The organism is Halosimplex rubrum (assembly GCF_013415885.1).
GTDB classification, from domain to species: domain Archaea; phylum Halobacteriota; class Halobacteria; order Halobacteriales; family Haloarculaceae; genus Halosimplex; species Halosimplex rubrum.
In genome coordinates, this window is sequence record NZ_CP058910.1 from 2,760,771 (window position 1) to 2,785,060 (window position 24,290).

At 57.5% G+C, this 24,290-nt stretch carries 21 protein-coding genes, 13 tRNA genes and 2 pseudogenes; 22 read left to right on the plus strand and 14 right to left on the minus strand.

The window, feature by feature from the left end:
• Positions 1-52: 52 nt before the first annotated feature.
• The 8 genes and pseudogenes from HZS55_RS13775 to HZS55_RS13805 form a co-directional block, all read right to left on the minus strand.
• Positions 53-660, minus strand: a pseudogene (locus HZS55_RS13775) (IS6 family transposase).
• Between the two features lie 496 nt (positions 661-1,156).
• Positions 1,157-1,966, minus strand: coding sequence for a DNA-binding protein (locus HZS55_RS13780; protein ID WP_179908227.1), 810 nt, complete (start codon positions 1,964-1,966; stop codon positions 1,157-1,159).
• Positions 1,967-3,000: 1,034 nt separating this feature from the next.
• Entirely contained in the window at positions 3,001-3,354 is a 354-nt protein-coding gene (locus tag HZS55_RS13785) for a DUF7344 domain-containing protein (protein ID WP_246308261.1), read from the minus strand.
• Between the two features lie 702 nt (positions 3,355-4,056).
• Positions 4,057-4,227 (minus strand): hypothetical protein, encoded by a 171-nt coding sequence (locus HZS55_RS13790; protein ID WP_179908229.1) that lies wholly within the window; start codon positions 4,225-4,227, stop codon positions 4,057-4,059.
• A 33-nt stretch (positions 4,228-4,260) separates the two neighbouring features.
• The gene (locus HZS55_RS13795; RefSeq protein WP_179908230.1) at positions 4,261-4,659 is read right to left on the minus strand and encodes a type II toxin-antitoxin system death-on-curing family toxin; all 399 of its coding nucleotides are present in this window, start codon (positions 4,657-4,659) and stop codon (positions 4,261-4,263) included.
• Between the two features lie 85 nt (positions 4,660-4,744).
• On the minus strand, positions 4,745-5,365 hold the full coding sequence (locus HZS55_RS13800; protein ID WP_179908231.1) for a DUF7437 domain-containing protein: 621 nt from the start codon (positions 5,363-5,365) through the stop codon (positions 4,745-4,747).
• 127 nt (positions 5,366-5,492) lie between these two features.
• Positions 5,493-5,732, minus strand: a pseudogene (locus HZS55_RS23025) (DUF7558 family protein); the annotation flags it as partial.
• 35 nt (positions 5,733-5,767) lie between these two features.
• Complete coding sequence (locus tag HZS55_RS13805; protein WP_179908232.1) at positions 5,768-6,094, minus strand: HalOD1 output domain-containing protein; 327 nt, start codon at positions 6,092-6,094, stop codon at positions 5,768-5,770.
• Between the two features lie 108 nt (positions 6,095-6,202).
• Between HZS55_RS13805 and HZS55_RS13810 the strand changes: the two genes are divergently transcribed.
• Positions 6,203-6,820, plus strand: a complete 618-nt coding sequence (locus HZS55_RS13810) for a helix-turn-helix domain-containing protein (protein WP_179908233.1) — start codon at positions 6,203-6,205, stop codon at positions 6,818-6,820.
• 55 nt (positions 6,821-6,875) lie between these two features.
• Positions 6,876-8,216 (plus strand): ISH6 family transposase, encoded by a 1,341-nt coding sequence (locus HZS55_RS13815; protein ID WP_179908185.1) that lies wholly within the window; start codon positions 6,876-6,878, stop codon positions 8,214-8,216.
• Positions 8,217-9,506: 1,290 nt separating this feature from the next.
• Here HZS55_RS13815 and HZS55_RS13820 read toward each other — a convergent pair.
• Both HZS55_RS13820 and HZS55_RS13825 read right to left on the minus strand, forming a co-directional pair.
• Positions 9,507-10,388, minus strand: coding sequence for a hypothetical protein (locus HZS55_RS13820; protein WP_179908234.1), 882 nt, complete (start codon positions 10,386-10,388; stop codon positions 9,507-9,509).
• On the minus strand, positions 10,337-11,383 hold the full coding sequence (locus tag HZS55_RS13825) for a hypothetical protein (RefSeq protein WP_179908235.1): 1,047 nt from the start codon (positions 11,381-11,383) through the stop codon (positions 10,337-10,339). Before HZS55_RS13825 ends, HZS55_RS13820 begins: the two co-directional genes overlap by 52 nt.
• A gap of 762 nt (positions 11,384-12,145) precedes the next feature.
• Here HZS55_RS13825 and HZS55_RS13830 point away from each other — a divergent pair.
• Positions 12,146-12,976: a type IV toxin-antitoxin system AbiEi family antitoxin domain-containing protein gene (locus tag HZS55_RS13830; protein WP_179908236.1), complete on the plus strand. Its 831-nt coding sequence runs from the start codon at positions 12,146-12,148 to the stop codon at positions 12,974-12,976.
• Positions 12,977-13,038: 62 nt separating this feature from the next.
• On the opposite strand, the gene HZS55_RS13835 is transcribed toward HZS55_RS13830, so the two are convergent.
• Positions 13,039-13,527 carry a helix-turn-helix domain-containing protein gene (locus HZS55_RS13835; protein ID WP_179908237.1) on the minus strand — a complete coding sequence of 163 codons (489 nt, stop codon included), beginning with the start codon at positions 13,525-13,527 and terminating at the stop codon, positions 13,039-13,041.
• A gap of 115 nt (positions 13,528-13,642) precedes the next feature.
• On the opposite strand from HZS55_RS13835, the gene HZS55_RS13840 reads away from it, so the two are divergent.
• The 4 genes from HZS55_RS13840 to HZS55_RS13855 all read left to right on the plus strand — a co-directional run bounded on the left by HZS55_RS13840 (position 13,643) and on the right by HZS55_RS13855 (position 16,389).
• Positions 13,643-14,443 carry a hypothetical protein gene (locus HZS55_RS13840; RefSeq protein WP_179908238.1) on the plus strand — a complete coding sequence of 267 codons (801 nt, stop codon included), beginning with the start codon at positions 13,643-13,645 and terminating at the stop codon, positions 14,441-14,443.
• Between the two features lie 104 nt (positions 14,444-14,547).
• Positions 14,548-14,955 (plus strand): MarR family transcriptional regulator, encoded by a 408-nt coding sequence (locus tag HZS55_RS13845; protein ID WP_049987546.1) that lies wholly within the window; start codon positions 14,548-14,550, stop codon positions 14,953-14,955.
• A 140-nt stretch (positions 14,956-15,095) separates the two neighbouring features.
• Positions 15,096-15,386, plus strand: coding sequence for a hypothetical protein (locus HZS55_RS13850; protein ID WP_179908239.1), 291 nt, complete (start codon positions 15,096-15,098; stop codon positions 15,384-15,386).
• Between the two features lie 127 nt (positions 15,387-15,513).
• Complete coding sequence (locus HZS55_RS13855) at positions 15,514-16,389, plus strand: hypothetical protein (protein WP_179908240.1); 876 nt, start codon at positions 15,514-15,516, stop codon at positions 16,387-16,389.
• 391 nt (positions 16,390-16,780) lie between these two features.
• Here the strand turns inward: HZS55_RS13855 and HZS55_RS13860 are convergent, their stop codons facing one another.
• Positions 16,781-17,401, minus strand: coding sequence for a hypothetical protein (locus HZS55_RS13860; protein WP_179908241.1), 621 nt, complete (start codon positions 17,399-17,401; stop codon positions 16,781-16,783).
• Between the two features lie 725 nt (positions 17,402-18,126).
• Here HZS55_RS13860 and HZS55_RS13865 point away from each other — a divergent pair.
• The 10 genes from HZS55_RS13865 (at position 18,127) to HZS55_RS13910 (ending at position 19,884) form a co-directional block, all read left to right on the plus strand.
• A tRNA-Gln gene (locus HZS55_RS13865) sits at positions 18,127-18,202 on the plus strand.
• A 3-nt stretch (positions 18,203-18,205) separates the two neighbouring features.
• Positions 18,206-18,279 (plus strand) — tRNA-Asp (locus tag HZS55_RS13870).
• Between the two features lie 249 nt (positions 18,280-18,528).
• A tRNA-Pro gene (locus HZS55_RS13875) sits at positions 18,529-18,601 on the plus strand.
• A 4-nt stretch (positions 18,602-18,605) separates the two neighbouring features.
• Positions 18,606-18,692: transfer RNA gene (locus HZS55_RS13880), tRNA-Ser, on the plus strand.
• Positions 18,693-19,056: 364 nt separating this feature from the next.
• Positions 19,057-19,142 (plus strand) — tRNA-Ser (locus HZS55_RS13885).
• 47 nt (positions 19,143-19,189) lie between these two features.
• Positions 19,190-19,271 (plus strand) — tRNA-Leu (locus HZS55_RS13890).
• A 42-nt stretch (positions 19,272-19,313) separates the two neighbouring features.
• Positions 19,314-19,396, plus strand: a tRNA-Leu gene (locus HZS55_RS13895).
• 80 nt (positions 19,397-19,476) lie between these two features.
• Positions 19,477-19,603: transfer RNA gene (locus HZS55_RS13900), tRNA-Thr, on the plus strand.
• A gap of 34 nt (positions 19,604-19,637) precedes the next feature.
• Positions 19,638-19,710 (plus strand) — tRNA-Glu (locus HZS55_RS13905).
• Positions 19,711-19,813: 103 nt separating this feature from the next.
• A tRNA-Met gene (locus HZS55_RS13910) sits at positions 19,814-19,884 on the plus strand.
• A gap of 64 nt (positions 19,885-19,948) precedes the next feature.
• Here HZS55_RS13910 and HZS55_RS13915 read toward each other — a convergent pair.
• On the minus strand, positions 19,949-21,190 hold the full coding sequence (locus tag HZS55_RS13915) for an RNA-guided endonuclease TnpB family protein (protein WP_135806829.1): 1,242 nt from the start codon (positions 21,188-21,190) through the stop codon (positions 19,949-19,951).
• On the minus strand, positions 21,180-21,320 hold the full coding sequence (locus HZS55_RS13920) for a hypothetical protein (RefSeq protein ID WP_168216048.1): 141 nt from the start codon (positions 21,318-21,320) through the stop codon (positions 21,180-21,182). Before HZS55_RS13920 ends, HZS55_RS13915 begins: the two co-directional genes overlap by 11 nt.
• A gap of 179 nt (positions 21,321-21,499) precedes the next feature.
• Between HZS55_RS13920 and HZS55_RS13925 the strand changes: the two genes are divergently transcribed.
• From HZS55_RS13925 to HZS55_RS13945, 5 genes are all read left to right on the plus strand, one after another.
• Entirely contained in the window at positions 21,500-21,904 is a 405-nt protein-coding gene (locus HZS55_RS13925; RefSeq protein WP_135806828.1) for a hypothetical protein, read from the plus strand.
• A 47-nt stretch (positions 21,905-21,951) separates the two neighbouring features.
• A tRNA-Glu gene (locus HZS55_RS13930) sits at positions 21,952-22,027 on the plus strand.
• Between the two features lie 425 nt (positions 22,028-22,452).
• Positions 22,453-22,527 (plus strand) — tRNA-Arg (locus tag HZS55_RS13935).
• Between the two features lie 113 nt (positions 22,528-22,640).
• On the plus strand, positions 22,641-24,170 hold the full coding sequence (locus tag HZS55_RS13940) for a TROVE domain-containing protein (protein ID WP_179908242.1): 1,530 nt from the start codon (positions 22,641-22,643) through the stop codon (positions 24,168-24,170).
• Positions 24,171-24,197: 27 nt separating this feature from the next.
• Positions 24,198-24,269: transfer RNA gene (locus HZS55_RS13945), tRNA-Gly, on the plus strand.
• Positions 24,270-24,290: the final 21 nt, after the last annotated feature.

The window sequence follows — 24,290 nt, forward strand, 5'->3', positions numbered from 1 at the left end:
ACCCATGTTTTGAGCAGAACTATGTGGTCGTGTTAAGTTCAGCATGATTTCACTAGACGGCGTGTGCTTGGAGCCATGTTTCGGCGGTCGGCGGTTCGACGTGACTAAAACAGTTTGAATACGAAGACATTCGCCGTTCCACCTCTTAAAATACACGTTCTAGTTCATTTCTATGGCCGTGCTGTTGAACGTGGTAGCTGAGCCCTTCTTTGCGGAGTCCGCTGATCAGATCATCAGCATTATTGACGAGAAACATAGAATCTTGGACGTCATGTTTCTCGGTGAGAAATTCCCAAACGACCGCGATCGAATACGTTGGAAACAGCCGTGAATAGTGGATTTTGTTCGTTTTCGGATCGACGGCGGCGTACAGCCAGTACTGCTCATCGTTGATCCGGATCGCCTTTTGCTCGACCACGACGCGCTTTGGCCGTTCACCAACAGCTAGCTGTAGATCGGCTTTCCTGACCCAATTGTGAACCGCTGTCCGACTGCATCCGACACCTAAAAACCCGAGAAAACTAACTGTATTAGAAGGTGATAGTACTGCAAGAGATGACGAAAACCCGTTTCAATGACCGGGCGGGGTGTCCGCTCTCGCGCCACAAAACCCAGGTCGATCCATCCAGTAGACTCACTGAGGCGGTTGGATTCGGGCATAGATCATTCGAATCTCTAACCGCCTCTCCTTAACTTTACACCGCGGACCGGTGCCGCCAAATCCTTATTAACTGTAAATGAGTACTACCTGGTACAACGAATGCCTCTCTGCCCTGATTACGGAGATGAAGCGATGAAAGGGCTGATCCAGAACGCAGAATAGGTGTGTGACGAGTGCGAGGAGACGTTCTAGTATCTCACGACAACAAACCAGTCAAACTACTTAACATCACCAACCAGAAATCAGAGGAAGTTTTCCTGACTCCGAGCTAATGATTTGAATTCTTGAGTGACCCTAAAAACTTGAATGTTTGTAGTTCCCGTAAATTTACAGAGAATTGTTTGCTTGCACACTCTATTGCCAAAATAATCTGTTGCAAATGTAAGTCTGTTCTTAAGGTCGTGGCTGCGCGCGCAGGCACGAGCACGGAGCGGAGGGTGGGGAGGCGGGGTTGGGTTGGTCTGGCACCGAATAAAAAACGAGAGTGGGTGCGCCCTACTCGTCCCACCACCGCTCGCGGTCCGGGAATTCGATCTGTGACCAGCCCGTGACGGCTACTGACACGCGGCCCTCGTACCAGCTCTTCTCGACTGCGCGCAACCTGACGTGGTCACCTTCCTGGACGAGCTTCGGGTCCGATTTCACCCAACTGGTGAACTTCGTTCGTCCCGTATCGTCTTCGATCAATCCGACCTGACACACTGCCGGGCTCTCCGCATCCCACAATTGCACGACCTCACCTTCGATGTCGACTGTCGACCGTGGCACTTTTTCGAGTGTCCCGGTCGGGACTGGCACCCCGGGTGAGGCATACATCTCTTCTTTGACCAGCAACGCCGCATTCAGCAAGTCCACGCCTTCGGCCACCTTCTGTGCGAGCCGGTAGGCCGCCCCGGCCCTGGAACGTCCGTCGAGATCCTCAACTATCTGTGCTGCGCGCTCATTCACTTCCGCGAGTTGCTCTTGGCTCAACTTGGTCCGTGGATCTTCAGGGGGCTCCTCTTGGGCGTAACGTGTTTGTGATTTCACCACCTCGCGCGTCCGCTCCTCGCGATCCGAGGACTGTCGCCGATCGAACCGCTGGCGTGTGCTTCGAATCTCGGCCTCCCGCGCTCGAAACTTCTCTTCGCCTTCCAGCGTCATGCCTTCCGGCCTGGCTTCGGGATGGTTCGTATCGACCTTCCCCTGTATCTCCTGGTCGACCGACCGGCGTAGCTCCGGCTGCTCCTCGACTGCCGCTTCGACTTCTTGATTGTCCGTCTGTGCGTCCGAAACTTTACTACCGAATCGCGTTTCACTAGACATTGGAGTTACTTGCTCCGAAGGCGCTCACGGCGCCACCACCGCGATGCTGCTACATCGCGGTTTTCCGGCGACACCGTCCGACGAGACACATCTGCGCGCGCTCGTTCGCGCCTTCGTTCGCGCCCTCCGGGCGCGACGAGCGCGCGCTATCGAGGACCCACCAACCAGCACCGCGCGCCGACCCGCCCGGAGCGAGAGGCCAGCGCATTCCCCGTTTCGCCCGCGACCGCAACTACGTCCGTCGCGGGGCACAGCGTCCCGGAAGCCTCTGGAAGTCCGGGACCGAAACGGGTGAAGCGCTGGCGCCGAAGGCACATCCATTTTAGCCCGGAACGGGCGCTCGCGGTGCGGAGAGCGCCCGAAAGCCCGGAATGGTTCGGTCGCGAGCGACGCTCCGGGCGGCAGCGGCGAGCGGGGCGGGCCGGTGCGTACACACCTGTCCAACCGGCCACGTCGCTCGGTGAGCCATCTACAGTCCTGGCGGACTCTGAAAGGGCGCGGCCGCCTCGGTCGTCCCCCGATCCCGCAAGCACCGCAGGTACGAGGCGCGCAGCGGCGGTCGCGGGATGCCGAGCGGCCGCGGGCTTTCTAATAGGTGTTTACGAAACCACGCGAGCAGGAAGCAGTATCCCGCGAGCTTACTCGATGGACACGACCCTGATGGCAAAGAGAGTTAGCTGTCGATAGTTGAGGGTGTCATAGAACCATTCACAGGGGGGTTACTTTCATCTTAAGACTAGCTGAATGCCCTGATAGGTACACTTGCAAATTAGCAGTGAGGATCTGAGTGAAGCTGACCATTGTTACGTCGGGAAGCCCTCGCTCTAACGGGGGAGAACCTGCCTCGACAGGTATGAAACGAAGTCCCAACCCCGGCGCTCTCCCCCAATTCTCAGAACAACAGTATCGCTACGTAGACTGTACTGAGCAGATCCGACTATAGGGGAAGAACCGCACACTAATTTTAGCCAGTTACTTGCTGAATTCTCCGTTCACTGCAACTTGCGTATCGAACGGAAAATTTGTTGTCTCTACTAACTGTCTGAGTGCCCAGCCAGTTCGAGGTAGGGCGTGATCTGCTCTATTGCCTCTTGTGAGTTGACTGTCTCGCATGCTGGGTCGTACTCCACGACTCCAGCGTCGACCATCTTCGGGAGGTGAACGTGGACGAGGCTGGTACAGACCCGCTCGTACTGCTCGCGGGTGTGTTCGCCCTCCCAGAGCGTGAGTTGGTCGGCGAGATCGCTGATCGGGACAGCACCGACTGCCTGAGTGAGATACTGCAACGCACGTTGACGGCGCTCGTTCGTGAGCAATTCGAAGATAGTCGTCGCAGATAGATCGGAGTCAGTGCTTCCTGCGTTGGCAGTGTGTTGCGTCTTTGGCATTGTTATCCCCATACCTCGCCTACCCATCACCCGCTCCCTGTCAGCATTGGCCTACTTCAGCGGTGTATGTTTGAACCTCAGCCGGTCAGTACATAAATACTCGGTATTGGTATACTTACTTACATACTGGATAGATAGGCGGTGGAGTTGATTACTCCACAGATACATATCGGAATCTACTGAGACAGATCGCTACGGGGATCTGTCTATTCGTCGAGGAACGTAGACTCGTCTTGAGGGGTGTCCGCGCTGTCGGTCTTCTCGATGGTAATTCGCCAGTTGGGGACGACCGATGACGGAGGAGTTACCTCCCACACTCCCTCGATAGCGACCCCCTCTGCGAACGACTCTAAAATGAGTGTTTCGAGAGCGGATTCGAAATCGTCTGTTGGCGTACCTGTAGGATTAGCATTTGATCGAGAGGTCATGATCGGACTGCGCAACACATGGGGGAGGCGCTCTCACCACGACACGGTCACTGAGTCTTATAGCTGGGAGGTATATTTAACTCTCTCTATCAGATAGCGATTCGCTACTACGGCTATAATCTGTACTGAGCGTTACGTCTACTCCCTGTACTGAGCGAATCAAGAGAGAAGTCTGGTATGAGAACTGTTGTATGACATCCTCGTCGATAGTCCTCAGATGTCGATGAGCCGGTCAGTTACAGATGACTTCGTCGCTGGGATGAAAGAAGATCCCTTACTCGTCTTCAAGTGCTTCGTAGATCTCCGCGTGGCGACGTCCGTCAAGTTTCCCCATCTCGAGGGCGATCTCGCGACGTTCGGTGTCGCTCTCGGCCGCCTGATACCGCTCGTAGAGCTGGCGGACCTCGTCGTCGACCACCGTCGAAGAATCGGTACTGGACGCCATTGTTCTATTGAGCATACTCTGTGTGCCCTTTTATCAGTTGCGACGAGCGCACGCCCGAAAGTAGATGACTGCAGTATCTACGTCGACTGCGGCTTCGTCGATTGCGAAGCGGTGCAAGAGAGCCCGAATTTCATCCCCGTAGTCGAACGTGTATCCGTTCATCATATAGAAAACGACCACCGTTCGAAGTGCAGTTCGCTTGTTCCCGTCGACGAACGGATGTTCCGCCACGAGCAATCGTATCAGATGGACTCCCTTTTCGTGGATGGTCTCAGGCACCTCGCCGAAGAAGCCTTCCGAAATATACTGCAATGCGGAGGCAATCGCGTCCTCTGACCGAACGCCTGGCTCTGTGGTGTCGCCTTCAGCCACGATCTGTTCGTGGAGATCGAGGATAAGTTCGACAGAAGGATACGCGAGATCGTCAGTCACGTTACCTGACTTTCTCACGCCCCCCGTTAACCGTTTCTCAACTGTCGAGATCAGGTCTCGCCGTCGACAGCGTAGGGCGGCCCGGTTATCGGTCGTCTCCGTCAGCTTTGTCGATGGTCATTGCGTCACCATCGTCGATGTCCAACTCACCGAGTCCCGCACCAGCCTCCTCGATGTCGTAGTGTTCGTGGACGACTGGCCGGAGCGCCTGCAGAATCATCTCCGCCGCCAGCGGCGAGATGTCGAGGTCCTCCGCCATCAGCCGGTGGGTCACCTCACCGCGTTCGCGGGCGACAGCGTAGGTGAGAGCGGTCGCGAGGCCGGCGACGCCGTGGCGGTCGATGTAGGTGTCGATGTCGGCGTCCGTCTCGCGGCGACCGACGGCGTCGATCAGCGCCGGCGTGATCGTATACTCACGGTCGCCCGCGGCGGTCGTCACGGTTAGGTCGATCTCTCGGGCGGCGTACTGACGTGGCTGCTCGTCGTCGGTGATGTCGACGACGCCGGCGTCGACGAGCCGGTTGACGTAGCTGTAGGCGGTTCCCTGGGCGAGTTCAAGGTCGTCCATCACGTCCTGGACGGTCGCCTCCCCCTCCCGGGCGAGGTACGCGTACAGCTGGGCGAGCTGTGGCTCTTCGAGGAGGTCCGCGACCGAGAGGAAGTCGCGAACGATGTCACCGTCGGCACGGTTTGAGGTGTCTGACACGATTCGATCTTAGTTACAGTTTACAGAGAATCTGTAAAGGATGTTGACGTCATTCTACCGGCGTCGGTACGGGGTGGTCCTCAAGATCGCGCGTCCAGTCCGTTGCGGACCCGCCCCGGTCTACAGTGGGCGCACAGCTGTAACGGGCCTTCCGGATGCCCCAATTTGACCCGGATTCAGGTGAGCGTCGCGCGCGTGTGTCGAAGACCAGCCCGCTGCCAATACAGGCGACGTGATCACACTCGTCGGGATCCGGCTCCGCCTGAATCGTGCAGTCGACGCAGATCGGGTGGGCAACTCGCTTTTCATAGCCCCATGTACGCGCCTCGCTAGTCTCGGTTCCGGACCTCGCAGGAAATACAACCAACTCGGAATCTACCTCCTTAACTGCCTGTGTGCCGATTACTCTGGAGCGGCGACTGTAATAACTCCCGCTTGAACGGTCACAACATAGTCATCATACGAGAACGTCACTAAACAATCCTCACTCTGGTCGTCATTGCCTGCTAACAACGCATCAAGCCCATCAGGGTCGATCTGCTCATATAGCGGCGATAGTGCATCTGGCGCCTCCTCGCTGCCGGCGATCGGAGTGGGTGATTTCTCTGCTACGTCCGACACTGCCGTGATTACTGCCTCACTCGGCCGTTCGCCGGAGTCATACTCATACTGGTACTCTTTCCCCTCTGTTGTCTTATAGACTGTATCGAACGCGTCGATGGAACTCATCAGTAATATTTAGGGGATGACAGACCAAACTCGCATGCTTTGATTATTCCACCCTTTAAGTGGTGTCTCAGCCTTTTGCTTTTGACTGTTGACCGCCTACCTCCCGTTATGAGCTTCATCGCCGAATTCTGCGTTGAGATCCCGCCCTTATCGCAGGCCTCGACGGCTGTGCCAGAGATGCAATTTTCTGGCCAGGATATCGTGTTAGAGGCGAATCGTCCGCGCAAATTTATTTTTACCGCCTTGGGCACTCAGTTCGATGACTTTGAAAACGGACTCGAAGCAGACCCAACTGTCGTTGAGTATACCCGCCTCACAAAATCAGAGGAGACTGCCCACTATGTCGTCACGTACGATACTGCGGCAACTTCACCAGACACGTATTCCGTCGCTGTCGAACATGACATTTCCTATCACGATATCAAACTACAGGACGGCGAATATACCGTACGAGCGCGTGTCCCAGATCGGAGTTCACTCGTTAAACTCCGCGAGCACTGCCAGGAGAATGGAATACCATTCCGGCTTGAGCGTATATATCAAGAAACTGGGTCAAACTTTGGGACACATGGACTCACAGACGCTCAACAAGAGGCGGTAAAACTGGCGTATGAGAATGGCTACTTCGACTCTCCACGACAGAGTTCGTTAAAACAAATCGCTGATGAAATTGGGATCTCCCCTCAAGCAGTTGGTCGTGTCGCAAAGTCCTCTAGAGTTCAGTAGCAACTGGCTCCCGTGAGGAACGGGACGCCTCTGGTGTCCACCCAAGAGGTGTCCCATGCACGCCACAATCGACGTGCGGTTCACGATTAGCATCGACGAGGACAAAACGGTACCGCTCGCCACGCTTGCCGAATTCGTTACCGAGCAGAACGTCGAATCTGTACTGCTCGAATCGATGGTCGAGAGCCTCGACGCGAGCCGCGTCGAGGCGCTCTGTGGTGAGAAACACGCTCACGGCAATGGTGATCAGCGATTCCAACGCGCCGGTACTGACACCCGCACAGCCGTCACAACCGCCGGTGAGCACGAATTCGACCTTCACTACGTCGAAGACACCGCCGCTGACCACGACGAATCCAGCTACTTCCGGCCCGTCGAAGATGTTCTCAGCTTCGACGGGCAAAACCGCTATCAGCAGGACATCGCCGCCAAGAGCGTCGATCTCGCTACTTCGGTCAGCTATCGTGACGCTGCTGACCACGGCGACGGCATCCTCTCGAAGATGCCGTCGCCGACCACCATCAATCGTCGCGCCAAAGAGTACGGCAACAAGCTCAAGCAGTTCCTTCCAGACTGTGTCGCTGACACAGACGCTGACGCCGTTATTCCTGACGGCACGAAGTGTCACAGCCAAGACGACGACCGCGCGTACCACTCCGTCCAGGCCACGCTCGGCGAAGATACTGCCAAGGAATCACGCTCTCTGCTGGATCTCTCGATCAACGCTGACTGGGACGAGACAGCCGCCAAACTCGATGACATGGACGCAGTCACTGACGACGCGACGGTCGTCAGTGACGCTGATGAGGGTATCGTCACGGCATTTACCGACGAAAACCGTAATCATCAACTTGATCTCGTCCACGTCGGCCGAACGCTGGACTACAACCTCTGGGACGACGGCGTGTTCTCCTTGGATCGGCGGAACGAGATCGTCTCGGAGGTGATCGACGAGGTGTTCCATCTGAAGAATTCGGTCGCCAAGCACCGTCCAAACGAGGAGTTCGCGGCGATCCGCGAGCGGATCGCGCGAACGACCGAGCGTATCGAGAAGACAGCGTGGCAGTTGGATCAGTTCGGGTCAGAGAAAGCTGCGGGGTATCTACAGCGGTGGCTGCCGTCGATCGTGACGTTTGCCGAGCAGGCTGTCGAGGGGTTCGAGGTGCCGTGGACCTCGAACCCCGTCGAACGGCTGATGGGCGAAGTCAGCAAGCGGTGCAAGAACCAGTGGATGCGCTGGACAACGGAGGGGTTAGAGGCGATACTCCAGCTTCGGCTGGTGAAGTACGCCGATCCAGAGCACTACCAGTCGTTCCTCGACGAACTGCTCCAGCGATCGACCAAAACAGCAATGAGCTGTGACCTCTCAATTGAGAGCACCAGAGGCAAACTCTAGACCGCTTTGCGACGCGACCAGAAGATTGACGATCCTCCTCACCTTCCGGATTATTCGATCCTGCTCTACGTCCCTCTCGTCCCATTATGAACCCCCTCGAACTCTGGGTATAAAAATATGGACCCTTGTGGAGTTGTAACCGGGCGAAAACAGGCTATCTAACGACTACAGCCCCGTATCTTCTGGATGAGTCAAATACCGTCTTCGGAATCTATCACCCTCCGTTGTCGAGTTGTAACGGTTCGACGAAGCTCGCAGTCGTCGATCTTCCTCGATGACCCGGACCCCCCGTTTTCGAGTTGTAAGACGTTGGGGCGGTAACACACCTGGTTCGATTCTCTCATCCACCCCGTTTTCGTGTTGTAAGGAGAAGGGAGTCGAAGTGAGTCTCGAAGCAAAATCCACATAATCTGAATTTTGTGAATGATGCTCTGGGCGATACGGTCTTACTCACACTCCCCGTTTTCGAGTAGTAAGCACCAGAACAGTAGCGAAAGAACGACGCTCGTAGGACCTGTTCACGAATGAGAGGAATACCGGGTTTCAGACATGGTAGCTGGTGAAGCTGATTTGATGATCTCGAATGTTGCACCCTCTCCCCCCTTTTTCGAGTTGTAAGTCGATGGGAACAGGCCACACCAAACGCTATGTGACGAGCGTTGAGTTAACAGAAGTTGGCGTAGAGGCAATGAGACGTGATAGTACGCGGGATCAGAACCACGGACGAGATGAAGAGGTTATCTACTCCAGAGATGTCAATTGTCTAGCTGGAGCTAGACAATTTGTTTTCTTTGTCTCTAGTGCGGTTATGATAAGGTAACGTGTAACATAAACTTTCGCATTTCTAGATACAAGTTAGAAAGTGAAATACTCAGCCTCTCTATCGCGTATATCCGCCACAATCGGCTGTTTTGTAGTCCCTCTTGCTGTTCACCCCTCCCCGCCGTCACGAGTTTACAACTCGAAAAAGGGGGGAGGGGGTCGTCAGGTCCAGTCCGTGATACCGACTATATGGGTTCCGTTGAGTTCTCGTCGGATGTCGTTCCGATCCCAGTCAATAGGTGTCCGTATGCTCTCGACGGCTCGGACCAACTGCGACTCGTAGTACGACTCGATTTCCTCTTGGTATTCGATTCGCCAAAGCATCGCGTCGCTAAGCCCTTGATGCCCGAGCAGGCGACGAGGATCCACTTCAGTGCTCCGACCGAGGTCCCCGTACATATCGGACTACCGTGAAATCGTGTCTATCAACTCATCTGTCAAATGAAGATGCCGGTAGAATAGTCCGAATCAGCTTGCTGATGTCGTCTGGAACGCATTATGCTGGACGACGAGCGTTGTCCAATACACGTCCCCTTGGTACCGAACCAGATACGTGCCGCTCAGGTCACCTTCACCCTCCTCGTCGAGCCCGTGGGCCTGTTCGTGTCCGCGAAACCGATCTGCGAGCGCCACAAGCGCATCAGACGGCGTCTCATCGGGCCCGACAACGTACGGTCCGTCCGTGATCGCCGTCTCGACGATCTCTCGCTGGGTTTCTGGAAGTTCCGCAAGTTCGAATGTAAACCGCTCGCGCATCTGTTGGCCGTACTCGGCGGCTGTTGCCACCTGGTCAGCCGTGTAGCGATAGGTGTTCAGCGTCGTGTCGTAGGCGTCGTCGATGACCCATTCGGCTTCTGTTCCGTCGTCCCAGATGATGTACGAGTACTCCGACTCGGGGACAAGGACGGATTGTTCGCGCTCGGCGTCTGTATAGAGGAACGTCGTCCCGATTCCGATCGGGTCACCATCAGCGAGTCCGTGGGCAGCAAATTCCTCTTGATCAACTTCGGGGAGGTCAGCGAACTGGATAGCCTCTGCCTCGGTCACCGATCCGGTGACGATATCCACTTTCACGGAGTATCTGGTGGCCGGCGTTTCCTCAATCACCTCGTATGCCAGATCGTAGACGCCGTCTTGGTAGGCGATATGTTGCTGTTCGGGTAGTGGCGGCCGTGTCGCCTTCGTTGTCGTGCCACCGTCGAGAATCCGATCGAACAGTTGTGCCGTTTCGTCGTTGCCTTCAGCAGGGCGGACTGTATAGAGGACCTTCGTCGGGAGTTTCGCGTCGGCAATCGTCGTCAGTTCGAGGCGTGCTGTAGGGGTTTCTGCAGCGGCGTTGCTTCCACCCAACCCACCGGGGCTGGTGCAGCCAGCGAGTACTGCGGGGAGGGACGTGGCGGCGGTCGCAAGGAGGGCACGGCGGCGCATAATCGTGATTCCACGGAGGCGCTCGAAAAGCCTTGTGTCGGACGGACGAAGACAGCAAACAGCACTCGATCACAGGTATCGATGAACGTCGCTCCCTCATCGTCCTCTCTGCGTTGCTCGATGAAATCCGGATAGCCGAGCAACTGGAGGTACGCATTAGCAAACTGGATGAGTGTCTTCACTGCGGCCTTCATGAAGTGGTATGGTTCAATGTAGCCCGCAGCAGCCCAGTCTGCCTGATACAAGCCCCACTCAGTGAGCGGATCATAGGGTAAGGGATCGTCATCTATCTCGCGGTAGTACCGCTCGAAGGCATCTCGATCTGCCTCATTGAACCGGTCAAGCGGGATGACTCCCGCTGTCCAACCCTGATCGACATCCTCGAGGAGACTGTCCTGATATCCTCCGCGATGGACTACGAGCGGTCGGAGAACATAGATCAGATTGATGTACGCCATGTGGGCCGCGATGTGATCACGAAGATCAGTGTTTGCCTCCCGAATCTCGTCCAGAAAGTCCCGTCCCCGGTTGTTCGAGAGCGAGATGAACTCTTTGCGAATGTCGTCGATAGCATACTTCTCCGCGGTCTTGAGGGCAAGTGTATCGAAAACGCCGGTGATCAGGGAGATCGCATTGTCGAAATGGTACTGGACGTTGAGCTGCGTCCGGTTATCTGGTTCCTGGAAATACTGATAGCCGATCTCATCGACGGCGATAAGCAAGTTCTGAAATCGTGTGCTAAATCCTCGTAGATAGTCGTCATCCGCGTCGGCCTCTACGTGATACCGCGGAACCAACGACCGGAAGAGATGCCAGTACCAGCCGAACATTCCGACGGTGAGGTTCGGACTAGCGTAGAACTGCTCCCGATACCGGAGGTAGAGCCCGAGATATTCGACTGCCTCGCTGAGGCTCATGATGTTCAACTGCCCACCAGGGAAGTGCGCTTCGAACCACCGTCGGTTGGTGAGGAGGACCGCTCGGTTCGTGATGAACAGGTGTCCCTCATCACGATGGTTGAGCGCGGCGTGGACGAACACCTGCCGGACTGTCGCCAGCTCTCGATCGGTGACGTCCTCTACTTCGGTCGCATACGCGTCGACGTCATCGGAGAAGACTCGTGCTGTAGTCCGGCGAATCGCCCGATCCTGATATCCGAACAGATACGAGAATGACGTGGTTGTTTGCTGCCCATCATCATCGCTCCGGACAACTCGAGCCCCGTTCTCTGCCGTCTCAATTGTATACGGTGGGATACACTCAAGCTCCTCATGCCGTGGCGTGTCTGGCGACCGAATGAATTCGAACTCGCGGTTCGCTGCATATCTCGACGGATGATATCGCGTGGGTTCATACCTGTGTCTCGTAGTGCCGGCAAGTCAACGCTGTGGGCACGTCAACAAGCCCCTCCACCTTGTTTTTGAATACGATCGGGATTTTGTATCGAATGACTAATTCGAACTCGATCCAATGTCCCATCAATAGTTGGACCAGCCAGAAGACGGGGTTGGAAGATACTGCCGACAGAATCTTCCACATCCGATTTGTTCATCCACAGTCTTCACAGTTCTTAACCAACACATATCTATTGGATGATTTTGTGTTGGTTAAGAAAGCTAAGAAGGATGAGGCAAGGCTAAAGCAGGTCTGAGACTATATTCTATGTAAGAAACGCAGGTATGGGTATCATAGAACAATCGCAAAATATACGCCAGGGTCTCTCGACTCGAGAAAGTCGACTCCTTGCACAACTCGCTGGCGCGGGGCACCAGATCATCTCCGTTGACGATATCGAGACGACGCTGGAGGTTCCCCCAAACACCGCCCGCGAGATCGCCTCCCGGCTCACCGAGAAGGGCTGGCTCGACATACTGTTTGCCGGCCGATACCTCATCATCCCACTCGCAGCCGGTGAAGAGGGCCTGTACACAACCCACGAGTACCTCATCGCCGCCCACGTCGCCGAGCCGATGTACATCGGCTACTACAGCGCCCTCAGCCACCACGGACTGACTGAACAGGTCCCCAGGACGGTGTATGTCGTTACGCCGACCCGAGCGCAAAGCCGAGAGATCCACGGCGTCCCGTACCGCGTCACGACAGTCACCGAGCGGAAATTCTTCGGATTCGAGCCGACATCGATCGAGGGCACGACCGTTCAGGTCAGCGACCAAGAGAAGACGCTGGTCGACTGTGCGGACCACCCCGAGTTCTGTGGTGGCCTTCGAGAACTCGCAACCGCGATGCGCACCGCCGACGACTGGGGCTGCGACTGGGACACCGTCGGCGAGTACCTCGAGCGCCTCGATAACGGCGCGGCGACCAAGCGGATCGTCTACCTCGCCGACCAGCTCGGCATCGACCTCCCCGCCCGCGAAGAACTCGTTGCGTCGTTCACGAGTGGGTACTCCCTGTTGGACCCCACGCGGCCCGACACCGGATCGACCGACAGTACGTACCGCCTCCGAATCAACGTCGAGCCAGCCATGCTGGAGCCCACGGAGTCCTGACCTAGGTACGAAGTCGGCGTACCTTCTCTGCAGCGTCGAGAACGGTGCTGTTCAACGACGAACTATGGGTTTGTGCCACCATCGACGGCCTCGAGATCGGGCTCGTCGAATTCGAGGGCTTCCGCGACGGCATCCGGAAGCTCCGGGCGAGGGGCCGATTCGTGGCGCTCGATTTTCTCGGTCTTGCGCGTGTTTTCGTAGAGGGCACGTGCGACCGGAAGCCCACGGAGATACTTGTAGTCGTGGAGGACCTCGACCCCCCGCTCTGTGAATCCGTAGAACTGGGCGGGGAGATCACGTTTCCCCTCGCTTGGTTCGTACGTGTAGCGTGCGAGGAGCCCGGCGTCGATCAACGTCTCCAACTGGTCTTTGATGGCCGCCTGGCTCTTCCCGGTCATATACTCGAGTTCGGCGAGCGACATTAGATGGGCGGGATGGCCCAGCAGCTCCTGGATGATGAGATGGCGCGTATCCTGGGACAGCAGCTTGAACAGCCGCTGCTGTTCCGCGAACGGCCCTGCATCGGCCGCGCCCGTGTCGGTTTCGCTCATACGTGCTGGTACGAGATAGGACGCTATAACAGTTAGGGTTGTACAAGTTGGTTAAAACGAGAAAAACCAAAGTGATTCAGAAGGGATAAGGTGGTGTGGTTTGAATCGGCAGCTAATGACCGACCCAAGCCCGCCGCCGGACGCTGGGGAGATTATGACCGTTGTTCACGAGGCCGTCGGGGGCATCGAACTTGAGCCTGCAGAGAAACGGGAAATCTGGCGGTTCACCCAGCGTGAATTGCCGTATCTCTGGAGTCAGCGGACATCGTATTTCATCTTGGGGAGCTATCGCGACCCCTATATCCGCCGGCTTCGCGCCGTCCAGAACGAACTCACGAAGCAGCTCGGTGCCTATCCGTTCATCATGGGTGATCTCCTCGAACTTCCGACTGACCGCCTCAATACGTTCGATATCATGTTTTCGTTGCTCGCGACGTACAGCGACTACATCGTTGGGGTCTTCGAGAAGGAGAGTGGTGGGGAGGCGCCTGAATTGGGCGAGATCGATGACCCGCCGTATTTCGACAAGTCGTACGTGTTCCCACGTGATTACGCGTGGGTGACTGACGAGAACCTTGACTCGCCACAGCACGTCGTTCAGGCCGCCCTTGAGATAGCGTTCACAGACGATTTGTCGGCGGATGAAGTCCAAGCAAACGTCGAGTCGCTCGTCGATCGCGCCCAAGAGAGCGGTCTCGACATCGACGAACAGGAGGTGTGGGATGTGATCGACGAGCGGGCAGATGAGGACGAAGAGCCGGCAACGTACAGTTGGGTCCATCTCAACAAGTTCCGCAAATTCGAACTCCACGAACGGTGCTTCCCGTGGACGACAGAGGACGAACTTCGAACTGAGGTTGACGAACTTCCGTCCCCGACACCACGTCCGGAGTGGGAAGAGCGTGAGGACCAGTGAATTGTCCTGTCCTACTCGCTTGGCGGTACACTCATCATAGTGAGCCGGCTCGGTAGTTTACTCTCGGATAAACTACTTTACTATGCCCGGTCGAATACATCGTTATGGAGGCTGGTTCGGGTGTCGGTGACGACACGACACCACGGGAAGTCATCCACTTCATTACACAGCAGACACGGTTTTCGCTTATCAGCGATATTCTCGCTCACCCTCAACAGCTCCCATCGATGTACGAACTCGAGGAGCTCAATCCCAGTGTGAGCGATGCGACCGTCTACAAGCACATCCAGAAGCTGATCGACGCCGGCATCGTCACGGAGGTCGCTTTGGACGACGACCAGCGCCGGCAGGGGTATCCCTGGAAGTTCTACGGCCTCACCGAAGACGGCCGCGAGTTCCTGGAGACGCACAATCTGCTTGCCGCGGAGGAGACACTTCAGCAGATCTACGACACCATCGCCGATAAGCCCGAGAAGATGGTCAAGTACGAGGACGCGCCCCGTCCAGATTAGGAGTGGTTGTCAGAGAATAGGGAGCGATAGTCTGCCGTTATTCCCGGAGGTTAGCCTGACTGACCGACTTCACGGACGTAGCCGCTCCGCTCAAGATCAAATTCTTCGGCTACGAGTCGAGGCTCATCGAGGACAGCCCCGTGAACGTCGCAGATGTGGAAAAGACGACCGTTGACTGTACCGACCATCTCGAACTCTGTGGTGGCATCCGAGAACTCGTACAGGCGATAATCGTCGCGGAGGATCGAGACTATTCGTGGGCGACGGTCGTTGAGTGCCTCCAGCGACCCGACAACGGCGTTGCGACCAAGCGGATCTCTAACCTCGTCGACCAGCTCGGCATCGACCTCCCGGCGCGTGAGACGCTCCTCAAGTCATTCACAAGCGGGTATCCGCTTCTCGACCCAACGCGAAGCGAACAGGGACGCTAGGACAGTGAGTATCATCTCCGAATCAACGTCGACTGGGAGAGATTCGATTCGATGGAATCCTGATGCCAGGTCGGTCCGAAAGGTAGCGTGAATTAAGATGCTCCTCCAAGTACAGCGAATCAGGTAGATGGGTCACGTCTATTATCACCATCCGGGCGACAATCAGTTCTCTCTTGATTTTGTCCACGAGGCTCCATCAGAGATCGTTGCCAGGATTGTCGAGTACGACGATGACGTGGCGGTGAAGGTTCGCAGGTACGATCTTGACAGCGAGTTTTTCGGTATCTATACCTCCCGCGTCGGTGGTGGGGACGTCGGCGATCTCGAATTCGATTTTGGCGAGGCACTCTCTGAGATGGGTGCTGATAACGGTACCATCGTTGCCCGGCTCCTCGAGATCTATCAAGCGCTCATAGCCCAGAACGAGGAAGAAAAAGGAGTTCCTGTTGAAGCGTACAAGAACATCGACATCGATGCACTCCCAGACGCGCTCAACCGGGTGTCGTGGGAGGGCGACGCGACTGATGTTGCAGGCCGTCTCGCCTCAAATCTCATTCTCAAACACGCGCTTCCGAATGCGAACCATCGGACTGCTGTTGCCCTGGTTCAGTTCTACCTCCGTCGGATTGCTCCCGATTTCTCGATGCCAGAGACCTCCGTGGAAATCGACTCAGAGACATACGACTGGCGGGAGTGGGTAAACGAATATATTAACGAGTCAAAGCGTCTCTTAACGGTTCGTCGGAAGAATGTGCTACTCAAACATCTCTCTGACTTCGGAGCGACAACGCTTGAGCGGAAACACGAGGTCCATATCGACCTGACGGCATACGAGCTGGATATGTATCCCGCAGAAGCGAAAACAGTCTACGCAACAGCGCACGAGGAGCTCTGGATCGAATTCGTCGAAGAAGCGGTTGAGCGCACCGACAACCCCGAGCTAATGGAAACTCCTGGACTATCTAAGGCGGAGTTCGCAGAGAGAATTCGGACTCTCGAGTAAGCGGCGTGCGCTAGTCTTGGAGCGTCGCGACCGTGCGGCCGGTTTCTTCGGCCTCTTCGCTCCGCGACATCCCGTATGTTGCGAGAGCCTCCTCAACCGCGTCGTCCAGACTCATTGGTCAGGCAAATCTTGGCTCTGCCAACGGATAAAGTCTCGCACGGTTTGCGTTTATCATTGCATCGGCCAACTCGCCAACCGTGCAGGACCGATCCCGCAAACGGTCGATAACCCGTAGCACCGTCCACTCTCATAGATTCCCATCTCTCCGATGTATTCATAATCATATCGGGTAGAGTGGAATACAGACTCTTGGCGCACAGATCGAGTCGTCAAATAGTGAGACAGTTGTTCAACCGTATTTTGGAGAGGCAATTCGATCTGCGAGTCCGAACTACTCGGGAGGCGACGTGAACAGGCGCCGATACTCGTCAAGCCACTCGATCTCGTGGTATGCCACGTCGTTCTGAATGTCGTATTCAAGCGGGAGTGGATCCGAACGGTGGGCTGTAAACGTGAGGTTGATCTCGATACAGGGCCCGTGCTCGGAGACGCACTCGAAGCCATCGTCAACGGGGTATACAACGCTAAACCAGCGAATCTGGAACCCAAAGTGGTCACACACATCTCTGACGACGGCAGCGTCACAATAGGGCGTGTGGACCCACAGTTCCCCGCCAGCGTACGCCTGATCTTTGACGCACCAGACTGCATCGAGGGAGCGGAGAAACTCCGCAGCGCGATTGTAGTGCGCTTCAGTCAGGCGATCCCACCAGTGGTACTCCTCGACGTCGTCAACGAGGAGCTGGAGGCAATCTCCACACACATCATACGCCCGCTCACCAAGGGAGACTTCGTGGAGTTTGTCGTACTGGGTGGTGTCACATGCATCGCACGGCGGGGAAGCACCACTGCACTGGCATCCGGAGGATGATCGCTGTTCGGTAGGGTTGGAACACCTGCTGTTTGCACTCCCTGGCTTCTGAGATTCGTTTGAGTCGGTATTCTCGGTCATTGGTATCTAACCGAGAACCGTCAGTCACGCCGTGTGACTGGGCTCCCGGCTAGAACCGAACCAACGGTCGGCCACTCATCTATCGCCACAGAGAGCAGGTTGGTGTAAATAGTTTCTGTGGGTCCAACCGAGAACACCGGCCAGCGTCCGGCTATCGACGACAGCCAATGCTAGGACATTAAACGTCGTGTGCAACCGCATCTTGGAGTGTGACTGGCGTGTCTGTGGGTAACACACCCTAACTAATTTTAATACAATTGCCACGATATTCCAGGTTGACGTCCGATACACCCCTCAAACCGAGAGAGTTCAACACGATGATCATCACTCGCCTCACCCCGCGGCGTGCTCGTTCTCGCTTAGCCGCGGGTCCCGTGTTTGGCGAGTGCCTACAAGATCAGCGTGCGAAGAGCCCGGGCGCAAACCGCCGGATCCGCGTCGACTTCGAATACGAGAGTTCGACGCAATCCGGCGACGTCCGGACACTCTCACCCGCATAACTCGGCCCCCATACGGACTACCCGTCACGGGTCGGGGAACACGGGATTGCCGCCTGCCTGTGCCCAGTACTCGCTCAGGACACAGCCTGATGCGAGTGCAGGATGCCAGGCTCGCGGCTGCTTGATTTCCGTTCGTCCCGATACAGGAGCGAGCGGACTCCGTCCGCGCTGAGCGTACGGAACTCGTTAGCCAACAGCCCCACAGCGAGAGCTGCGGCTACGTCGAGCCCCGGAGTCTCCGCTGGCGAGGGACGCCGGACTTTGAATCCGGAGGTCGCCGGTTCGATTCCGGCCGGGGCGACATGCCGACGTGGTGTAATCCGGCGAGCATACGGCCCTGTCACGGCCGTGATCCGGGTTCAAATCCCGGCGTCGGCGTGGATGCGTGGCGTGGCCACGTGGGGATACCCATCGAGGTAGGCAGCCCGTTGGTGCGATCAGCTGGATCGTTCCGACGATGCTGGGCCCAGCAGGGTCTGCAACCTACATGAGCCGGTGTGGTATTCCCGGGCACACCCGAAGTACGCCCCCGCGATGAGACGCGCAACCACGACTACTCGGTCGCGGTTGCGCAGTTGGAAAGTCGTACAGATAGATAATCAGCTGCCGAACGCTCGGCAGTCCAGTGAGCCGATGGTCCAGCGGACGACGATCTGTGCCTTGGGCGCACAGGACCGAGGTTCGAATCCGCGTCGGCTCACTGTGCCGCGACTGGGTATTGGGGAACCCAGCGGCCTGCTATGCCGTGGCCGACTGCTATCGGTCCCCCGGTTCGAATCCGGGTCGCGGCGTCATGACAACGAATGTCTGCCCTACCTGCGAGGAGGAAGCGTTCCGTCACGTCCCGATCGGTGAAACAACGTCTATCGACACGATTGGAAGCGTGGAAATCTGCGTCACCGAGGGCGGCGCATACTTCCACGGAACGAGGTGACACCATCCCTGCTGTGACTGGATGCTGATGAGCACATTCGCCTCGGTAGTGAGGGTCAGAAGCTGAGTAATGCGCGTTTTCCGGTGTCCCGGTGAGAAACGCGAGGCGGGCTTGTCGAAGCAAGTTCCGACGGAGATGGTGAGACATGCGGATAGGCGACCGCGCTCGGTGTGAAACCGAGAGCCGCGAGGCTTCGGAGTTCGACTCTCCGTCTCACCGTTGGCGGGGTTTCCCTAGGTTGGTCAAGGGACTGCGTTGGAACCGTAGCGTCCGCAAGGACACGAGTGTTCAAATCGCTCTCCCGCCGCTGCGTACCGAAGTGATTCGCAGAGTCGCTGGCGATTCTCGAATTGCGCCGCCATGCCAGAGTGGTCGAACGGACACGGTCGAGACCCGTGTGGTTAGTCCTTCCCAGGTTCGAATCCTGGTGGCGGCATCCGGCCACCGTGCCGGGAGACAATTCTCGCTTCACCGTTCCGTCGCCGTACTCAAGTGGTCAACGAGAAGCGGCTCAGACCCGCTGGCGTAGGTCCTTCCGAGGTTCGAATCCTCGCGGCGACATTTTCTCCCTGTGGTCTAACGGCTACGATGCCTCCCTGTATAGGAGGAGACGCACGTTCGAGTCGTGCCGGGGAGACTGCGGGACGGTGGAAGAGCCTGGCATTCACACACTCTCGCCGAATTTTCACCGGAGACCCGGTGCGACGGTGAGAGTTCCTTCATCTCACTTGTAACGAGAACACGCAGGTTCGAATCCTGCCCGTCCCACTGGCCGACGACCCTTCCAAGGAGAGGCCACCCCGCTCCAGTGGAGTAGCGGCCAAACTCACGGCCCTCTCACGGCCGAGCCCCCGGTTCGAATCCGGGCTGGAGCATTCTCCAACAGTCCGAGACCTCTCACTTCCAGCCGACGAGACTGAGGGACGGACAGCTGTGGAGAACTGAGAGATGTCCATGAGTGAGTTCCGAATTGTGTGCTGCGGGATAGGATAATGGCAGTCCACGGGGCTCATATCCCCGAGGCCCAGGTTCGACTCCTGGTCCCGCAATGGAGGACAACAGTGACATCCTCCGCGCCGTGAACGGCGCCGCTTCCCTGCGTAGGAATACCAGCTAGTCGCTGGCAGTGGGTTTCGACCCGAACTCACTGAGCGTCATCTGCTCTGATTGGCTCTGCTCGGTGTGGGTCGTGGTGCTGTCACAGGCACTCCCATCCCGAGGCGAGTCATTGCCTGCCGGTTTCAGCGGCACGCTCTCTCCCCACGGGTCTGCCCGCTGTGCGATATTGATAGCGCCGTTTATATCGCCCTCAAACGTCGTGACGTGGCACTCGTCGTGCGTACAGTGAAACTCTCCGCCACCGTCTCGATAGCCGATGTGACCGCACTCGTGGCACATCTGCGACGTGTACGCGGCATTGACGTACATCGTCGGGATTCCCGCTTCGGTGGCTTTGTCCTCGATACGGTCCTGCAATCGAGCGAACGCCCACGCATGAAGCCGCCGGTTCATGAATTCGCCGCAATCAAGCGACTCGCGGATGTACGTCAGGTCTTCCATCACCAGAACCGGCTTCTCGAATTGCCGGGCGTACTCGACAGCCTGTCGAGACGCCTTCTCGACAATATCGGTAAGGGCGTTTTGATAGTGGTCGAATCGCTCGTCGATCCGCCACTCGGCTGCGTCTCGCTCTTGCAGTCGTTTCAGTGTGGTGTACATCTCTTTGCGGAGATGCTTCGCACGGCTCCCGTCACACACAAGCGGGCGGGTCGGTGAACCGTCTTTGAGGGCACAGCCCATAATAAGAGACGATTCACCAATGTCCAGACCGATGTGCGTCACATCGTCGTTGTCGGTATCGTGATCGGGCTCTTCGACAGGATACTCGACAGCGACGTGTAGCATCCATGATGTTCGATTCTGTATCAGTTGGAGTTGACCGGGCGAGACATTCCCGGCCAGCAGGTCGGCCCACAGATGTTCCTGTTCGGGGTTGATGCGAAGCGGAATCCAGAAATTCGTCCCGCGTCCGGGTTGGGGGACTTCCCACACGTAGCTGTGTGTTCGGTCCTCCGAGTAGTCGAAGCGAGCGGCACGGTTGACCATTCGTGTCGGGTGGCCGTCGCTCAATTCCTGTGCATCATCCAACGACGGCACGTAGTTTTTGAGCGCGTCTTTGACCTGATACGGCAGGTCGTAGGAAGTCACAATGTCGTTGACTGCTGACTGCGTATCAGCGCCAGCCTCGAACGCCTCGTGTAGCCCTTCGTGATACAGGTCGTGGAGTTCCTGTAGCTTTCGCTCTTTGTGGGCTGTCGGCGGCGCGAGTGTCGCTTCGAGCGTCTTAGTCGGCATCGGCGGCCTCTAATCCCTTCTCGATTAGCTCGCGGTATGCTCGTGGGTGGCGGATACCGTTCTCACGGGCGTATTCTTTGACCCGTTCGTGTAGGTCGCCGTCCCGCTCCATATCCACGTCGGTTCGCACAGAGCTATGTAAGTAGCCGTGTAAGTAAACACTTACGTCCGGTATTCAGTTAGACGACAGTCCTGGCGGTTGTCGCCCGAAGATTACACGATTCCCTCCCGCCCTGTTCGTTTCTCGGTTCCGACCAGTTGGAACACTCTTCACTCACGGGAAGGGCGGGATTCCCTCGATGTATCAAGATGAGCCTATTCGATACAGTCGAACTCTACGACGACGTCCACCTGCCAGAGTACCCCGAAGGGATTACTCCTGCCGAGGATGTCGACTGGCAGACGAAAGGCATCGATCGACCGACCATGACCACATTTCGGATTACGGCGGACGGTCGGCTCCTCGAAGAGGAGTGGCACACCGAAGCGGTCCCGCCAGAAGACCGGCCATACGCGAGCCGTGACGACGTCGACGAGGACGATTTTCGCTACATGGCCGGCAGTCGGAACCGAGTCCACGACGGCTGGATCGAACGAGAGGACTACCACGGCCGCTTCAAGCTCAAACACTCCTTCGAGGATCTCGATACACTCGTCACGTATCAAGTGACGTTCACGCACGGGCAACTCGAGGGCTTCGAACGCCTGCGATAATCCGTGCGTATCCGCCGCACCTCAGCGCTTGATTTCGTCCCTACTGCGCTCCCGGAGTCTCCGTTGGCGAGAGACGCCACCCTTTCAAGGTGGAGGTCGGGGGTTCGATTCCCCTCGGGAGCACTCGGGAAGGCTGGCCCTGACAGCGTTTTTCCGTGTCTGACATAGCGGGCAGCCACGGATCTGTGACGCTGTCACGGTCGGCTTTCCCCAAGCGTGTGGTCGTCGAGGTGGTGCGTTTCTTCGCCCGCAAAGCACACCAACGGGAGTCATAGCCCGTCGCACCACCGGTTGCCCGACCGCACGTGGCGACCGTCGAGTCGGAGCGTTGCTTCGCCAGGAACTCGCAGGTTCAAATCCTGTCGGTGGCGCAGTCCATCGAGAACATCCCGGACAAAGAGCGTCCGAGAGGACGCTCGACACCGGTTCCGCTCCGACAGTTTTCCGGTCGCCGTGTCGCCAGTGGCCGTCGATCTGGAGCGCTACGTCGATGGCATTCTACGGGTTCGAATCCCGTCGTTCGCTCCAGAAATTGTTCGGCCACTCGTGTTCCCGTAGCTCAGTCAGGACAGAGCACCGGCCTTCGAAGCCGGGTGTCGCACGTTCGAATCGTGCCGGGAACGTCCAGCCGAGCGATGCGAGGCTGGGTCGGGACGTTTCGCTCCCGAGACTCGCTGCTCACAGAGCGTGTGGGCAGCCGCGATCGGAGTCGCCTGTTGCGGCTCCGGGTGATAGGATGGAATTCAACACGCCAAAGCAAACGGTCGCGGAGGCAACGCGGACCACCAACTACGAAGGTGGGGAAGCGTTCGAGCCTGCCGACCCCCGACTCGCACTGTACAAGCGCACGATCAACCAGCTGCTGGAGGGCTCGTTCTACGAGACCGATGACGAACAGCTCGCTGCTGTCGTTCGCCAGTTCGATGCCGCCGCAAACGAGGACCCGGAGTTAGTCCTGAAGCTCGCTGCGTACGCGCGTCAGGAACTCTACCTGCGGGACATACCCCAGGTCCTGCTCGTGCTGGCAGCCAACGACGACCGGTTCAAGGACGACTCCCCCGAGTCGCTCATCCGTGAATGGGCACCAGCGATCATCCAGCGGATGGACGAGACGGCGACCGCCCTCGCTGTCCACGACCAGCTGTTCGGCGGGACTGCGCCGTGGCCGCTTCGACGCGGGATCGAAGACGCGCTGGTTGAGATGGCCGACGCCTACACGCTGGGCAAGTACGAGCTGTCGCGGCGCGAGGTGACGCTGCACGACGTCTTCAACCGCGTCCACCCCACGCCCGTCGACGCCGAGCAGGAAGCGCTCTTCGAGCGGTTCATGCGTGGTGGCCTTGACGACTATCCCGACGTTGACCCGTTGCCGGCGCCGAACACGTGGGAGACGGTTATTTCCGAGCGCGGCAACACCCAAGCCGCCTGGGAACTGCTCATCGAGGACGACGAGTACACGCTGCCCATCTTCGCGTCGATCCGGAACCTCCGGAATATGCTCGAAGCCGGCGTGCCGGAGGACACCGTCGTGGATCACCTCGACCTGGAGGCCGTCCGCCACGCGCCGCTGTACCCGTTCCGGTACTACCAGGCCTACACCGCGCTGCAAGACGTGGATGTCCAAGCACCGACGGTCGAGCAGTGGCTCGAAGACGCAATCGATGTCGCAGTCGAGACGGTGCCTGGCGGGTTCGGCGATACCTTTGTCGCGGTCGACCTGTCGGGATCGATGGATCAGGCGCTGTCCGCGAACAGCACGCTCCGACTGAAGGAGATCGGTGCGTTGTTCGGTGCGATCCTGGCCGACCAGGGTGCTGACGTCGGCGGGTTCGGCGACGACTTCCAAACCGTTCCGATGCACGTCGACACGCCAGTCCTGCAGCGCCAAGCGGCGGTGTTGGCGATCGACGAGGACGTCGGGAACTCGACGAACGGCTGGAAGACAATCGATTACCTCCGCGAGCGAGGTGAGCCCGTCGAACGCATCGTCGTCTTCACCGATATGCAGATCTGGGACAACACGCCGTTCACGGCCCGCGATTCCCAGACGGTCAAGGACGCGTTCGATGCGTATCGGGACGAGGTGTCTACGGACACCGCGCTGTATCTCGTCGATCTCGCGGCCTACGGAGACCTAGTGACGCCAGAAGGCTACGAGAACGTCTACAACATCTCGGGATGGTCAGAGAACGTCCTCTCGTTCATCGAACACGCCGAGAATCCGAAGCAGATCATCGATGAAATCGAGGCGTTCGAGCCGACCTAGCCCTGTCCGTATTTTTTGTTTGAGGATGCGCGAGTGGTAGAGTTCGGAAACACGCGGTTGTGCCACGTCCGAGACGGGCGTTCGAACCGCCCTCGCGCATTCGGAGTACAGTTGTCGAAC

Excerpts from the sequence above, each read along its gene's own strand:
- HZS55_RS13815 (WP_179908185.1), top strand. The coding sequence starts at position 6,876 with ATGCACGCCACAATCGACGTGCGGTTCACGATTAGCATCGACGAGGAC.
- HZS55_RS13825 (WP_179908235.1), bottom strand. The coding sequence starts at position 11,383 with ATGAGCCTCAGCGAGGCAGTCGAATATCTCGGGCTCTACCTCCGGTAT.
- HZS55_RS13805 (WP_179908232.1), bottom strand. The coding sequence starts at position 6,094 with ATGAGTTCCATCGACGCGTTCGATACAGTCTATAAGACAACAGAGGGG.
- HZS55_RS13780 (WP_179908227.1), bottom strand. The coding sequence starts at position 1,966 with ATGTCTAGTGAAACGCGATTCGGTAGTAAAGTTTCGGACGCACAGACG.
- HZS55_RS13835 (WP_179908237.1), bottom strand. The coding sequence starts at position 13,527 with ATGAGCGAAACCGACACGGGCGCGGCCGATGCAGGGCCGTTCGCGGAA.
- HZS55_RS13855 (WP_179908240.1), top strand. The coding sequence starts at position 15,514 with ATGGGTCACGTCTATTATCACCATCCGGGCGACAATCAGTTCTCTCTT.
- HZS55_RS13860 (WP_179908241.1), bottom strand. The coding sequence starts at position 17,401 with ATGACCGAGAATACCGACTCAAACGAATCTCAGAAGCCAGGGAGTGCA.
- HZS55_RS13785 (WP_246308261.1), bottom strand. The coding sequence starts at position 3,354 with ATGCCAAAGACGCAACACACTGCCAACGCAGGAAGCACTGACTCCGAT.
- HZS55_RS13845 (WP_049987546.1), top strand. The coding sequence starts at position 14,548 with ATGGAGGCTGGTTCGGGTGTCGGTGACGACACGACACCACGGGAAGTC.
- HZS55_RS13925 (WP_135806828.1), top strand. The coding sequence starts at position 21,500 with ATGAGCCTATTCGATACAGTCGAACTCTACGACGACGTCCACCTGCCA.
- HZS55_RS13915 (WP_135806829.1), bottom strand. The coding sequence starts at position 21,190 with ATGCCGACTAAGACGCTCGAAGCGACACTCGCGCCGCCGACAGCCCAC.
- HZS55_RS13790 (WP_179908229.1), bottom strand. The coding sequence starts at position 4,227 with ATGGCGTCCAGTACCGATTCTTCGACGGTGGTCGACGACGAGGTCCGC.
- HZS55_RS13940 (WP_179908242.1), top strand. The coding sequence starts at position 22,641 with ATGGAATTCAACACGCCAAAGCAAACGGTCGCGGAGGCAACGCGGACC.
- HZS55_RS13840 (WP_179908238.1), top strand. The coding sequence starts at position 13,643 with ATGACCGACCCAAGCCCGCCGCCGGACGCTGGGGAGATTATGACCGTT.
- HZS55_RS13810 (WP_179908233.1), top strand. The coding sequence starts at position 6,203 with ATGAGCTTCATCGCCGAATTCTGCGTTGAGATCCCGCCCTTATCGCAG.
- HZS55_RS13830 (WP_179908236.1), top strand. The coding sequence starts at position 12,146 with ATGGGTATCATAGAACAATCGCAAAATATACGCCAGGGTCTCTCGACT.